Below are 14,542 nucleotides of genomic sequence, written 5' to 3'. Positions count from 1 at the left end.
TCCAAATCCACTTGGGGCCCCCGGCCGTTTCGCCCTCGAAAATCCGATCTAAAAAAACGTGTCGATGGCTCCCGCCATCAGGAGCACCATGCTGATGATGGCATTGGTTTGAAAAAATGCAGCATTGACCCGGCTGAGGTCATTTGGTCGGACCAACCAATGCTGGACCATGACCAAGATCGCTGTCAAGCCGACCGCGGCAGCAAACAGCCATCCCAGCCCAGCAGCTTGACCGGTGCGAACAAGTGCGACGAGGAATCCGAGCATGATCACATGCATCCCCATCGCGATTCGCAGCGCGCCCGCAATCCCAAATCGGCTCGGCACGCTGTGTAGCCCGGCCACACGATCAAAATCGGCGTCTTGGCAAGCGTAAAGGATGTCAAATCCAGCCACCCAAAAGGCGATCGCGCCAGCCAACAGTAACGGGATATGAAAATACTCCCACGAAAACTCAGGCCCCCGGATCGCGATCCAAACACAGATGGGCGACAAACTCAGTGCCACGCCGAGCCACAGGTGCGCCGACGCGGTAAAGCGTTTGGCTAGCGAATAACCACACAAAAACGCGAGCACAGGAATCGATCCGTAGAGCGGCAAGCGATTGGGGAGGAACAGCAGCGTCGAGGCGACAAATCCGATCGCGCACAGGATCGTGAAAACCAACACGCCCCGCCGCGACAAACGTCCTGCGGGTAGATGCCGGGTGGCCGTTCGTGGGTTCGCCGCATCGATGCGATGATCTACCAACCGGTTGAACGCCATCGCCGCACTCCGCGCCGTGACCATGCACAACAGCACCCCGAGGATGTCGGTCGCCCGAACCGGGGGCGTCGCTGTCGATGCCGAGTTCAGCGGGGTCGCCCAAGCTAAGAACGCAGCAAGCACGGCGAACGGCAACGCAAAAACCGTGTGCGAGAATCGAATCAGGCCCAGCCAATCGGGAAGCGAGGATTGCTTCGTCATGATGTCGCCTCGCTGGACGTGTCTTTCCAACGCGAAATCAGTGTGTTTTCAACGCCGATTTGATCGAGGATCCGAGCGACGACAAAATCGACGAGGTCCTCGAGCCGGCTGACGCCGTGGTACCAACCGGGCATGGCGGGCAAGATCACCGCGCCCGCCGAGGCGAGTCGCTGCATATTTTCGAGCTGCATCACGCTCAGCGGGGTCTCACGCGGGACCAACACGAGCTTGCGGTGCTCTTTTAAGTGGACTTCAGCGGCCCGCTGGATCAAATTTGACGCCGCGGCCCGGGCCACACCCGACAGCGTGCTGCCACTACAGGGACAGATCACCATCGCATCGGTGACAAACGAGCCACTGGCGATCGGCGTGAAAAAATCATCGTATCGATGATAGACAAAATTCTCTGGCTCAACATCTTCCGGGGCCGCGTGGACGTCCGGCCCCGAGGCAGTAGCCCAGGTCGGTGTGCAATCGATCAACGCGTTCAAATCGGGATGGCGGAGATCGAGCGTGAGACCAAGTTCCTGATCGATCACAGCAGCCCCACTGGGACTGATCGTGAGATGCACCTCGACACGCGCACTTCGCAGTGCCTGCAACAATCGCACGGCGTACGGAGCACCACTGGCACCGGTGATCGCCACGACGATCCGGCGAGGACGTTTCTCCGGGATCGTCATGCGTGGACTGCCTCAGGCTGTCGGCTCGTTGCCTCATCGTCGCCTGCGGGCCGCTCGTCAGGCGGCTTGTTGCCCACATAAATCGTAGCCACCCCGAGGGTCAGCGGATGGAACTCGACCTCCCTCAAACCCGCGGCGCGCATCCGCTCAGCAAGTTTTTCCCCACAGGGGAATTGGCCCACCGAAGCGGGCAGATAGGAGTAGGCGGATTTATCGTTGCTCGCTAGCAATTGACCGACCCGGGGCAGAACCGAACGAAAATAGAACCCGTAGAGCTGTTTCAAAATCGGCAAGGATGGCTGGGAGAATTCCAAAACCATGACCTGACCGCCGGGCCGGCAAACCCGAACCATCTCACTTAGACCTTGATCGGTATCGGCAATATTCCGCAGCCCAAACGCGACAGTAACGCATTGAAAGCGCTCGTTGACAAACGGCAGGCTCATCGAATCGGCTTCGAAGAACGGGATCGTCGGCCGACCATTGCCGCCTGCGGCGCTGCGGACTCTCGCGGTCTCCTTGTCGCGGGCGATCTCGAGCATGGCGTGACAGAAATCGCTGCCGATGACCTGCACCCCACTTCCTGCACGGTCCGCGATCGCAATCGCCAGATCACCGGTACCGCAACAGATATCCAAGACCGGCGACTCGGACTCGATCCGCAATCGATCAACGGCTTTTCGCCGCCAGCGACGATCGATGTTCAACGACAGCAAATGATTCATCGCGTCGTAGCGGGGGGCGATCTGCCGAAACATTTCTCGCACCCGCTGGCCGCTCTTGTCGAGGTGGGGCTGGTCGCTCGAACGAGGCTCTGGGACACTGGGCGGGTGGACACTCATGGGCGTGTTTTTGATTTCTCTCTCAGTTGACGCAGGCCAAAAGCGACGTGCGAGTCTTTCTATTTGATATCGATGGAACGTTATTGACGACCAAGGGCGTCGGCAGTGGAGCGATCACCCAGGCGTTGCGGCACGAATTCGGCGTCTCGCAACCGGACTGCAACCTCTCCTTCTCCGGCCGGACCGACTGTGGGCTGTTGACCGAAATACTGCAGCGAAACGGGGTGGAGGTGACCGACGAGCACTGCCGCCGGCTTCGAGACCGATACGTTAGTTTAATGGGCGGGCACCTCGCACGTCAGGGCGGGGTCGTGCTGCCGGGCATTCGAGCCCTGCTGACAAGGTTAGCCCGCCGAGAGGCACTCGTGCTCGCTATCATGACCGGAAATCTACCGGAGACGGCAACACAAAAACTCGTCCATTTTGATCTTCGCCAGTGGTTTGCGTGGATCTCAGGGGGCAACCTCCACCCCGAGCGAGACGATCTGGCACGACGAACCGCGGAAATCATCGCCCGACGCTACGGCGACTCCGTCACCGAAGTCGTCGTGGTGGGGGACACGCCCGCCGATATTCGCTGTGGGCACGCGATCGGTGCGAAAACCATCGCGGTCGCTACCGGGGAATTTTCCCTCGAAACCCTCGCGGCAGAAAACCCCACCGAGACGTTTGCCAACTTCTCACAAACCGACGAAGTCCTGGCGGCGTTGGAGTAAGCCGACGACATTGACCGCCAACCGATCACGATGCTTCCATTACGGTCAACCACGCTCAAAGCAACGCCGTAATCGCCCGCCAGCGATACGGACTGTCGATTTGATGACCGTCCGCGTGAGCGCGGTTCTCGATGTGATCCCTCGCTCATGCTTCAGATTCAAACTTCACGTTATTTCACTGTCGACGAATAAATTGATAGCTCAAATAGAGATTCGGCTGCCTTTCACGAGAATTTCACCAGCCTCGTGGTGCATGCTCGGTCCCGCGCCTGGGTCTTTGGCACACTGCTTGCATTCGGTTTCCTTCATACCGACGCTCTGACATTTCAAGGGCGTCGCCCAAATTCAAGATCAAAGGAAAACAAGATGAAGATGCTAGCCACCCTATTTTTGGCCGTCAGTACGTTTGCTCTCGTCGGTTGCGACGAATCCGCGATGGACCAGCGAGCCGATGAGGTCCGTGAAAACACGCAAGAGCAAGCTGACCAAATTCGCGATGCTTCGCAAGAGACTGCCGAAAATGTCCGCGATCGCGCCGGCACGGTGACCGATCAGGTTGAGAACAAGGCCGATGCGATCGAAGAACTCGGCGAAGAGAAGGCCGATCGCACAGAGGAAGTGGGCGAGAACAAAGCTGACGCCCTCGAAGAAGTCGATAACTAAAAGCTCGCAGGAACGGGAGACTCCCGTCTATCGGCGAGTCACTCGATACATTTCCCCACGGCCTCAGCGGAGAAGGTCACGCCCACCTCCGACAGGCCGCACGCTCACGCCGCGAGTTTCCTCGTGGCAAAGCAGTCGTCAACCGATGGTGGACGTCCGACTGGCACCAGTTAGGCAGCCTGCCGCGGCCTTAACGCGACGAATGCAGCGGCCAATACTGTCAGCAACGCGATCGCCAAGAGCGATCGCCAGATGGGAAACCTATATTTCCAAGCGAAGTCAAGATCCAGTTCCATTGGCAGACCTTCGGCGACTTGCACGCTCCGTGTGAACGTCGAGATCGCACCTTCTCGAGGCAAACTGATCAAGATCGCTTGAGGCGGCAGTTCTGCCGTCCGCTGATGCTGGACCAATTTCGCCGCAATCCGTTGCAGAAAAGCGTTGTCCTGCGTGGTATTGCCACTGAGTAGGTCACTGAACTGCCCCGGCCGTATATCGAGACTGTTCTGCTGCAGCACAGGGTTCCCTCCGGCAGCAGCACGGAGTTGCTGATCCTCGCCCCCTCCGGGCTCCTCGTGGTTGTTGTCAAGGTAAATCCTTTGGCGACGGGTATTGAGACCAACAATGGCCTGCCGCGTCTGCAGATTTTCCAGTTGGATCCGCGCGTCCTCATTGGAGGCTGCGTCAAGGGCATGTTGATTGGTCACACTTTGGAGTGCCCAACTCGCTTTGGATTGCTCGCCGGTTCGCAGCAACTGATTGGCTTTTGCGAACAACGCGGCGGCTCTTTCCGCTTGGGCTCGCCTCGCACTGCTGGCCGACGCGATATACGAACGCCGGTCGTAGTCGTTTTGCTTACTCTGCCGCACCAACTCGAGGTTGCCATCCTGGTCAACGAGTTCAAATCCCTGCGGCGCCACAACGCTCCACTGGATGTTTTCTAAAGGTACGTTCAATTCAGGGCTGATCAGCACCAGATCACGGATGTCATCGCCGTTAGCCGAATAGACAAAACGCACATCTGCGGTGCGGTCATCCATCCCGGGTAAGATTGTGAACTGCCACAGCGGCGTGTCACCGCTCTGACGGATGGAGTGGACGCTCTCGCCGTTGACGAAAATGCTGAACAGTTCCCCGCCTGCGGGAAGCCCCACCTGCAGACTACTGCGTTGGATCACATCAACTGTCAATTCAACCGCAGTCAGTTGATCACCGGTTGGCGAGAGAACGGTCGTCAACGAACCTTTGGCAACACGTAGTTTCAGGGCATCAGCGAGCGCATGCCGCTCCGCGTGCACGATGAGTTTCCCACTCGCTGAGACACTGCGGAGTGTAAACACAGGGGCGGACCGTGTGCCCGCGTCAACCAGTGACGGGGGGACGCTGTTCCAGTCGACGCGCTGCCAACCGTCGGGTAACTCGTCGTGGCGAAGTTCCAAGCGGCCGCCGGCTCGGACGGCAACGTAGTAGGATAGTTGGCGTGTTTGCGGGAAAGCTGCTGGCCTCACCGTTTCGATTTCGCCCTCCCGATCACCGCGTCGTTCGTATTCGATGCGGAAGTCGATGTCACCAATCACGCGGCGTTTGAACTGGATCTCCCAGATATCGGAATCGGGCGCTGTGCGAACGAGATCACTGACCGCACGGCCGCTCGCTCTCAAGGTCTTGATCTCGTCTTCATCGGTAAGCGGCAGCCTGACTTGCAGTGATTGAATCGATGCGTTTTGTACTTCGAAGGTGCCTACCAAGGCAGTGCGTGTTTGGCCTTCCCGCAGGGTCACATCCTGCATGACTTGACCGGTCACCCAAGGGGCAAGCTGTTCGATGCCGAGAACCAGCGTCCAGTCACGCTGCAACAAGCGATAGGCGAGTCCGCCGGGCGTTGGGGCGACCGTTGCTCGCTCTGTCATCGACTCTACATCGGCCTCGGAAACGTTTTGCCGTGAGATCGTGCGGAGACGAATTCCGGTAGCCGGACGGACGACCAACCCGCCGCTTTGACGGGCCGCCTCATTCAATTCAAAGCGCGGCACCTGCCACTGCGGCACGTCGGCGGGCGAGGGGCCCGTCAAAGTCAGCGAGAAACTCTGCATCCCGATGGTTTTCCCATTGAGATGGAGCACAATCTCTCGCTGATCCGTTTCACTGCGTTCGGACCAGTGATGCAGAGCAGGCCCTGAAAGCGACTCCACCTCCAACCCAGCAGGTAGCGGGAAGCTGAGCTGAAACAGACCAGCTCGTGTGATCTCGGCATGGAAATTCACTCCGATTACCATCCGTTCTTCGCCCAGCGACAACACCTGTTGGCTGGTCACGCGAACCTCGGGAGCCACCGGTGCGATTCGTGCAACGACATCACCTCCATCGCTGCCGTAACGCAGCACGCGGTGCAAGACGGCGTCCTTGCTCGGCAATAAACTGGTGTCGAAATCACTTAAATTGACAACGGACAGACCGTGCGGTGTCAACTTCTCAGGCTGAGCGTCGGAGCCGAACGCCACCGCGAGAAAGCCAACCTCGCCGACCGCATCGGCGACACGTAGCGGTGCCAATGTGACATCGCTGGGCAAAGGATCGAGGCCGCGTTGGGTCTCGACCATGATATCGAACGCCTCGGACTGAGGTGGTGAGATCTCCATCAGCAAATTGCCGCGATCGGCATCAAATTGCCAGGCCGCAATCGGGCCCGCAACGCTGCTGACGGTCACCCCTTCCGGGATGATCACACGCAGGCTCCGGACCTGTCCCTGCGACGGACGAATATGCAGCCGATGCCGCCCATCGACCACGCCGGGGGCGGGCAGATACAGTTGCGATGCTTCGACGTAAAACTGAGTTTGCTCGGTCGCCACATCGCGGTCTTGAGGGCTCAGCGATAAACTCGCTTCTCCCGGGCCGAGCAAGACAACGGCCTGGGTCGAGCCTTCCGACGCCACCGCTTCGATGCGCACCGCATTGGGACTGTGCACCTGCCAACCGGATTGGTCGAAGTGAAAACGGATCTCGGCGAATGCCGCGTCACCACTGAGGATGGGAATGCTCCCTTGCGGACCGACATCCTCAAGCTGGTATTCAAACGAGGCTTCGTAGCGACGCGATTCAGCGGCGTCCTCACCGCCTGGGATACTGACAATATAGGCGAGTCCCTGGCCCGGAATCTCACGTTTGCTTAACCGCAAACCTCCACCGTCGAACTGCGTCAAAACCGCTGGTGCGTTGAGCAGCACAAACTGATCGCCCGTGCTCCCGGACACTTTCATCGTGCCGGTGGCACTGAGCCGTTTATCGTGATCGGTCACGTGCCACTCCTGCGTCATCGAATCGGCAGCTACGAAGCCGTCTGGCACGACGGCGAAACAGGTCGCAGCGGGAAGTGTCAGCAAGGCGAGCAACAGGATGGCCGTTGCCGGTGGCGACGCGGAGACACCGTCGGGGCCCGCCTGTCGCGAGCGGCGGTGCTCACCCCAGCGATCCGATATACGACGCATCATCTGCCAGGCCGGTGAGAGAAACAGAAACAGGAAGATCGCCACAGCAAGCAGTGCGAAGAACCATCCGGCGGTGTCACCTTGCCACAGCAGTCCTAGCGCCATAACGAGCAGAGCAATCCAGCGAATTCGCTTGTTCCAAGCCTGGCGAAGAAACGACCACACCAAACACCCGACGCCAGCGACGATTGCCGCCAAACCGAGCCATGACAGGTTGGCACGCCAGCGTGGAATATTGAACACATTCAATTCGATCGGCGCCCCGGCAGATAAAATCGGCAGGCTTAATTGCAGGGGCAGCGGAGCTCGGATGCTGGCGACGGCCGCCAAAGCAGTGACCAGCGTGATACCGATCGCGATCGCCAGCGAGACCAGCGACGCGGCCTGCATCCACTGCGATTGCTCACGCCCCCAAATACCAATTCCCGTTAACAACGTGATCAGCAGCATGGATGCCAATCCATGACGCGCTGTCCATTCCAAACCGGATGCCGGCAAAACCGGCCGTGGCGGCGACACCGTCCCACGCCCCGGCGCCAACACACGGTTCTCATCTCCGACAATGCTCCACTGCACTTTCAATAGCGGTGCATCGACGCTCGGCAACATCAACTCGGGCGTGGATTCACTCACACTCGGCTTGCCCAATCGCAAGCGAACTTCGACGGGGACATTCGGGTCCGCGCCGCCTGGCAACGGGATCAGAGTGAACTCGTCCGCCTGTCGGGCGGTCACCGGGGTACCATCGACAGACACCTCCCACAGACGCACCGGGGCCTCGGGCAATCGCACCCTCAACGTCCGCTGGCCGCGAGACTTCACGAAATAAGTCACATTGGTCACCAATTCCCCGTCGGCGGAAACGTGACTGTCGGCGTCAGCAAACTCCACCACTTGAGAGACCATCGTGCCCGGCTGGAACCACTCGACGAGAAGATTCAAATCGAACGGTCGCGCCGTGTATTGCCACGTTCCCAACGGCGGCGCCGTTGTTAGAAGTCGCAGCTCGGCAGGCAATTCGAGCGGGTCGAGTTTCAACAGATCATCGGAGACCGATTCGCTCTCAATCTTCACCTGCATGGGGCTGACGACCTGGATGTACCCACGTTCGCTTTGCACGTCGAGCGGAGTGATCACGCCGGCGCGAAATGAGCCATCGGGTGGACTCGTTTTTTCCTCAAACGTCACCAACACCGTGCTCGCTCCCATCACGGCCTGGTGCAGCGTGATGACGAGGGTGTCACCGTCTCGCCGCCAGGTCCGGACATCTTCCCCGTCAACGGTCAGATTCCCGAGCTTTTCAGGCACCGTGATCTTCCACTGGGACACCGGCGAACCGGTCACGAAGTAGTTGATCAGCGCACTGCCATAGATCGTTTCGTCGCTCAACGAGTACAGATGGAATACATCCGATTGCACGCTCCGCTGCAGCATTTCGACATGCAGCGTCGCCGACCAATCGGGCTGGCGAATTCGAAATGCATGCTGCAGTCGTGGCGAGGGTTGAGGGAAGTACGCCAGCGGTTTCTCTGTCAGTTGCTCGCTCTCGGCGACGGAGATACGAAATCCAGCGGCAACGCTGATACCAATGTCGCCACGAACCGTTTTCGTTCCTGGGTACTCCATCCGGGGCAACACCCAATCGGCTTCCACAGCGGCTTCGCTTTTCTCCAAATGCAACACGACGAGCTGACGACCGCTGACGTCTTCCGAAAAGAGAACTTTCAAGTTGCGGCGTTCCCCTTCGACTTCCGATGCTGTCACGTAGTCAGCCACACTCGCGCCCGTGACAGCGACAACGGAATAGTCCGGCGGGATGGCAAAGTCCCACTCTCGAATCGGGGCCTCGCGGATGTCCATCTCAATGTTGGCATGCATCGTCCGGTCGGATTCGGACAGCTCATAGACCACCAGTTCGGAGACGTCAACCTCCGGTTGGATGCGGTCAGCAGACACCGCAAAGGCATACTCGGCAGCCGGATATCGATACACGAAAACCTGTCGCGCATCGGCCGCGTCACCGGGGAATTGATCCGGTGACAACTGGGTCAAGCCAACGAGTTCAATCGGTTCGAGTCGCACCGATCCGGAATTGATAATCCGGAGCAGACCCGAGTATCGAATCGCACCGACGGGCTCGAGTCGCAACCCGGCAACGCGAATGGGGAACGCACCGAGCGGGGTCTGGCTGCGCACATGGATTGAACTCTCGCCCGTCATGGGCTGGCTGAGCGTGACGTGCAGCTCTCTTTGTTCGCCCTCGCCGGTCACCTCCCAGCGGACGATATTGCTACCTCGGACGTCGAGAACTTCTCCAGGCCCGTGCAGACGGAGCTGCAGCGATTTGATTTCGCCCTGTAGAACATGGTAGCTGAGCTGGTGGTCCTGACGCAGCAGACCCGCGCTGAGTTTCGCTTCGATCTGTCCGGAGGTCGTGAAGAAGAGCTTGCCCTCGCCCGCCTGACTCGCCGGATTCCACCGCAAGTGAGCGTGTCCAGTCGCTGGCAAAAAACCGATCCAGGCATCCTCACGGCGCTCGGGCGAAACGAACTCCCGGCTACGAGCGAACTCGATATCCGCCCCCAGCCCCTCCAAGGTCAATGGCACAACACTCCCTGCGGCAACGGTGAAATCGAGACCGCGATTGGCGTCCTCCGCTTTGGCCAGACCGGCGACAAAGTGGATCGTGATGGGGAAGCTACCGCTTTCAGGAAAGAACAGCTTGTAGACCGGCTGCCCGTCCTCGTTTGCCAATCGCACTCGGTAATTGGGATCGTCGGGCACCTCACTGATCGCCGCCCGCCCACCGAGCACAACAACCTCTTCGCCAGCCTGAGAGACCTCTGCGGTACCACGAAGTTCGAACTGCATCGAATCACTCTCAGCGTCGAGAACGCCATGCAACTGCGTATCGATCCACTCCACAGGCCCAGGCGACGTGCCGCTGCGACTGACCGATAGACGCAGCCGACCTCCAACCGTCGTTTGAAAACGTCTCACCCCGTCGTCCGTTGAAACAGGGACAAAGCCATCCGCTTCCGTAACCACTACCTGCACGCCCTCTGCATCGTCGATCTGGATGTTCGAATCAAACCCCACGGACTCGCCCGCCGTAAGATGCAACAGATCGGTGTCTGCGGGCAGTTCAAAATCAGAGGAACGAGCTTGAACGTTCACCTGAATCTCTGTCGTCTCTTCGGCTACCTGAAGATCCAGGTACCGCTTCCCATCGGCCTGCCGGACTGACCACGACCGCAATGCCTGCCCGGTATCGGTGACGTCGACAATCTCACCGTCACCATGAATGCCCAAAATCAATGTCTCGGCATGGCCTTGGATGACCCGGATGTCCACATCGATGGATTGCTCGACGCGCCGGGCAGTCACGTTCGCCTCGGCATGGGACTGGGTTGTATAGAAGACGGGCGGCTCGGGTAGTTTGCCATGGGCCTCGACTAGAATCGTTGCCATCGCTTTGTCGCCAGCGGAACTATCGATATCAATCGGTTTGGCAGGACTCGTTTGCTGAGCCTCGTCTTGCCCGCGAACCGCTCCGCCAATGAAGGGCGAAATCGCGAGCACCGCAAACAGCCGAAGCGTGGTAGATGACAGCAGGGTATTCATAGGACAAAGCATTCCAAAACAGGACATTTCGACGACAAGGCATGCGGGGTGACAGGGATCACTCCCCACCAATCTGGCGGGCTTGTTGAATCATTTGCTCGAGCTGGTTGACTCGGTTGGCTACGCGGTGCTGCGGTGGCAGCCCCGCGATCAGTTCGGCGAGCGATTTCAGCTCGACGGTTGCCCCGAGTGGATGCCCCCCGAGCTTCGCCGCCAACAGCGCCGCCGCAGTGGCAAGACGCATGGACTGCGGTGCCTGGTCCGCTCGCGGTGCATTGGGTTGGTAAGGAATGGGCCAGCGACGTTCGAGCATTTGGCCCGTGGAGATGTCACGAAACCGCACCGAAACCGATCCGACGTCTCCCTGGCCCTCCGGTTTGGCTTGGAACTGATAGAGCGCCACACCCGCTTCCGCTGCCGCCATTTCGGCGGCATCGACCTTGTCGTTGTGGAAGTCCTCTTGCTTGAGCCGATGTTTATCAAACCCCAGCAAACGGTAGTTGCCCACACGCTCTGGATTGAACTCGACCTGAACCTTCACATTCATCGCCGCCGGTCGCAGCGCACCAGCGATCTGGCGAGCGAAACCGGCGTCGGCCGACTCCGCGGAATCGAGCAGGTAGTAACGTCCATCGCCCTTGCGAGTGAGCGCCTCGAGGACTTCATCATTGAGCCCGTTGGCGCTGATGCCTGCGGCGTCAAAGGCGATCCCTGTGTCGCGAATCGATTGAACGAGACCTGACAACCGCTGGGGGTTGGCATCACCGAGATTGACCGCTCCATCAGTCAGCAGAATGATTCGATTCTGGGCACCTTCCAACCATTGCTCGCGAGCCTTCTCCCAGGCCAATTGCACTGCCGCCTCGATATTGGTGCCCCCTTCACTGGGCAGATTCTCCACCAGCCGGGTGAGCTCTTTCGCTTGCTCGCCGCTGAGTCGATCGGCGAGCAGACGCGGCGTTCGAGCGAAACTGATCAGAGAAACCAGGTCGCCCGGTTGAAGCTGTTGCAGCAATGTTTCCCAGGCGCGGACAACCGTTTGCTGGCGATCGATTCGCGACATCGATCCGGAGTTATCGAGCAGCAAGGTCAGTCGCAAAGGGGTCGCTGGGGCGCGTCCCGCCGCAGCGGTTCGCAGCGAAACACGCAGCAGATTCCGCTGTTGGACAAACGGATCGATGCATTGCTCGATCTGGCATGCCACCTTCTCGGACTGGCGGGGCAGGGGATCGCCATAGTCCAACGCGTTAACGAATTCTTCCATGCGAACCTTGTCCGCATCGGGCCATTGGCCTTGGGCCAGTGCCGCCGCAGCGAGCTTGAAGGACACGTCACCGACGTGCAACGAGAAGGTTGAAAACGGATCCTCTGCTGCGTTGGATTCAGGCGCAATGCTCTCCCGATCCGCCTGTGGCTTGCTTGGCTGCGGGTCCGAGGAGGGTTTCCTCGGTTTCGCTTTGAGCTGTTTCTCCTGAGGCGCTAACTCACTGAACCGTTCGTGTTTGAAAAAGCTATCGACGCCTTTTACTTCGGCGCCTTCGAAGCGCGAATCGGTCGCAGGCTGCGCCATCGTCGCCGCAGTCTGACCGGGCGCGTTCTCGATTCGCTGCCCCAATTCGCTGGCCCGGCGCCGCGACAAACTCTCCCACGACGAAGCATCACCAAAGGCGAGTCCAATCTGCTCCCGTTCGCTCAAACCCAACTGCGGCTGGGCCGCTGAAATGTCCATTCTGTCCTTCAAAAACTGGGATTTTTCTCGCTGCAGTGTTTGGGCTCCTCTCGAACGCACCGTCCCGGAGGTTGAAAAAAGTGCTTCCTCATCGGCGGGCGCGGTCGGGGCATTGGTCGGGGCATCGGTCGGAACACCGAAGGCATCCGACCTCACGGAGCTATCCTCCGGCGATGCGCCACGAGCGTACTCCACTTGTTCTTCCAAGAGGCGAAGTTCCGCCTCAGCGCGAGGCTCGGCAGCGACCGGGGGGACCGCCAACTGCTCTTCAATCTCCTGGTAGGCGAAGTTAGGATTCGCCGCTGCATCAGCTGGCTCGCCCCAGTGAAGCTGCGCGGCCTGCTCGGTTCCAAGCCCGTCAACTTCGCCAGCGGAGACGGCCTTCCTGCCAGCGACACGTCCATTGGGGGCGCCGAATCGGGTGGCCGTGCGAGCTTTCGGCAGCCCTGGCACTCCCCAAACCATCTCGTCGTGATCACGCGCGGAACTGCTGATCCCCATGCCGCCCCCCATGCCACCCATACCGCCACTGCCGCTCATGCCGCCGCTGCCCATCGCGATGCCGCTGGAGATGCCTTCGCCCTCAGGGCCCATGGGCCGACTCCTCTCCGGTGCAGAAAGCTGTTCCGCAATCGCGATGTCGTATCCACTCCGAAAGTCGCTTGTCCGTTCCCTCGCGGCTTGCTGTGTCGATACCACCATTGCCATCTGAGGAGGGACAGCGAACTTCCACAGCCCGAAGGCGACCAGCAGACAGGCAGCGCAAACCAAACTCGCTATCTTGGTAAAACGCGAAACCGGAACGGCAGCATGCAAATTACTGAGCATCCCCATGGAGGAATTCGCGTCTTGCGATCCGCTATCCGATACCGATTCGTCGGTTGCGACTTGGCCGGATTTCGCTGAGAGCTTCGCTAGCAACGCCTCGCGTTTTCGATCCGGCAATTTCCATTCGCTATCGCCATCGCCGGGCCATTGTTCCTGGCCGATGCCATGCAGCAGTCGGTGCACGCTCTCAAAGCGTGTTTTCATCGCCACGAGGTCCGGGCGTTGCTCGATCAATCGTTCGATCTGATCACGCTCAAAATCGGACGCTTCCCCCAAGACGACCGCAGTGATGCGTGTCTCGAGGTCCTTGTCGGATGACGGCTTGAGTGATGGTTCGTTCATAGCGCTGCGTCGACCCCCATGTGCTGGAGTCTCTGAGATAGTTCTTTCAAAATGTGATGCAATCGATAACCGACATTGCCTATGCCCAATCCTGTTTGCGCACTGATCTCGCTATACTTGAGATTTTCAAAATACTTCAGCTGTATCAGCCGCTGATCCGGCTCGCTGAGTTCCTGCAAGACCTGACGCAGCAACCCCGTCGCTTCCATGCGTTCGAGCAGTACCTCGGGCGACTCATTGGCGACCGGCGGGTCGGGTGCCGTGTCCCCCATCACTTCGCGGCGATGATTGCGAAGATGGTCGAATGCTTTGTTGCGGACGCAGCGGTATAGCCACGACCGGGGGGATTCGACCTCGTCAAAGCGACCGTGCAGCAGCAAGAACACTTCCTGCACAATCTCCTCGGCCACCGCCCGGCGTCCGGTCAGCGAAAACGCATACCGCAGCAGCGGTGTCTCCTCAGCATCAAACAAATCACGCAGGCTGAGGGTGCACCCATCCTCGCAATTCGTCTGATTGACCTCAGGAGTCGGTTCCAACATGATATTCGTCGTTATTGTGGCCATAACCATCCTCACACCCATGAAGACTCGCCCGGCACAATTATATTAGGAGAAATCTGGTAGATTGTTAAAATCCGCTGCTCCCGAGAAGCTGGTCC

General features: G+C 59.3%; 8 protein-coding genes. 2 read left to right on the top strand and 6 right to left on the bottom strand.

Translation table 11 applies throughout. The features are described 5' to 3' along the window. Nucleotides 1-48 precede the first annotated feature (48 nt). The 3 genes from CA85_RS05240 to ubiE are packed head-to-tail and all read right to left on the bottom strand — an operon-like array spanning nucleotide 49 to nucleotide 2,491. Nucleotides 49-966 carry a UbiA-like polyprenyltransferase gene (locus CA85_RS05240; RefSeq protein WP_146390234.1) on the bottom strand — a complete coding sequence of 306 codons (918 nt, stop codon included), beginning with the start codon at nucleotides 964-966 and terminating at the stop codon, nucleotides 49-51. Continuing rightward, nucleotides 963-1,649, bottom strand: a complete 687-nt coding sequence (locus tag CA85_RS05235; protein WP_146390233.1) for a UbiX family flavin prenyltransferase — start codon at nucleotides 1,647-1,649, stop codon at nucleotides 963-965. The genes CA85_RS05240 and CA85_RS05235 overlap by 4 nt, the downstream gene beginning before the upstream one ends. Beyond that, nucleotides 1,646-2,491 carry a bifunctional demethylmenaquinone methyltransferase/2-methoxy-6-polyprenyl-1,4-benzoquinol methylase UbiE gene (gene ubiE / locus CA85_RS05230; RefSeq protein WP_146390232.1) on the bottom strand — a complete coding sequence of 282 codons (846 nt, stop codon included), beginning with the start codon at nucleotides 2,489-2,491 and terminating at the stop codon, nucleotides 1,646-1,648. Before ubiE ends, CA85_RS05235 begins: the two co-directional genes overlap by 4 nt. 26 nt (nucleotides 2,492-2,517) lie before the next feature. On the opposite strand from ubiE, the gene CA85_RS05225 reads away from it, so the two are divergent. After that, entirely contained in the window at nucleotides 2,518-3,207 is a 690-nt protein-coding gene (locus tag CA85_RS05225; protein ID WP_146390231.1) for an HAD family hydrolase, read from the top strand. 366 nt (nucleotides 3,208-3,573) lie between these two features. Next, complete coding sequence (locus CA85_RS05220; protein WP_146390230.1) at nucleotides 3,574-3,870, top strand: hypothetical protein; 297 nt, start codon at nucleotides 3,574-3,576, stop codon at nucleotides 3,868-3,870. Between the two features lie 170 nt (nucleotides 3,871-4,040). Here the strand turns inward: CA85_RS05220 and CA85_RS05215 are convergent, their stop codons facing one another. From CA85_RS05215 to CA85_RS05205, 3 genes are read right to left on the bottom strand one after another with little or no spacing between them, the layout of a single operon-like run. After that, entirely contained in the window at nucleotides 4,041-10,982 is a 6,942-nt protein-coding gene (locus tag CA85_RS05215; RefSeq protein ID WP_146390229.1) for a threonine/serine exporter family protein, read from the bottom strand. 58 nt (nucleotides 10,983-11,040) lie between these two features. Further along, nucleotides 11,041-13,881: a vWA domain-containing protein gene (locus CA85_RS05210; RefSeq protein WP_146390228.1), complete on the bottom strand. Its 2,841-nt coding sequence runs from the start codon at nucleotides 13,879-13,881 to the stop codon at nucleotides 11,041-11,043. After that, complete coding sequence (locus CA85_RS05205; RefSeq protein ID WP_186774755.1) at nucleotides 13,878-14,423, bottom strand: RNA polymerase sigma factor; 546 nt, start codon at nucleotides 14,421-14,423, stop codon at nucleotides 13,878-13,880. The genes CA85_RS05210 and CA85_RS05205 overlap by 4 nt, the downstream gene beginning before the upstream one ends. Nucleotides 14,424-14,542: the final 119 nt, after the last annotated feature.

This window comes from Allorhodopirellula solitaria (genome assembly GCF_007859855.1).
GTDB classification, from domain to species: domain Bacteria; phylum Planctomycetota; class Planctomycetia; order Pirellulales; family Pirellulaceae; genus Rhodopirellula; species Rhodopirellula solitaria.
The sequence above is the reverse complement of the archived record's forward strand: the minus strand, read 5'-3'. Positions and strand labels throughout refer to the sequence as shown.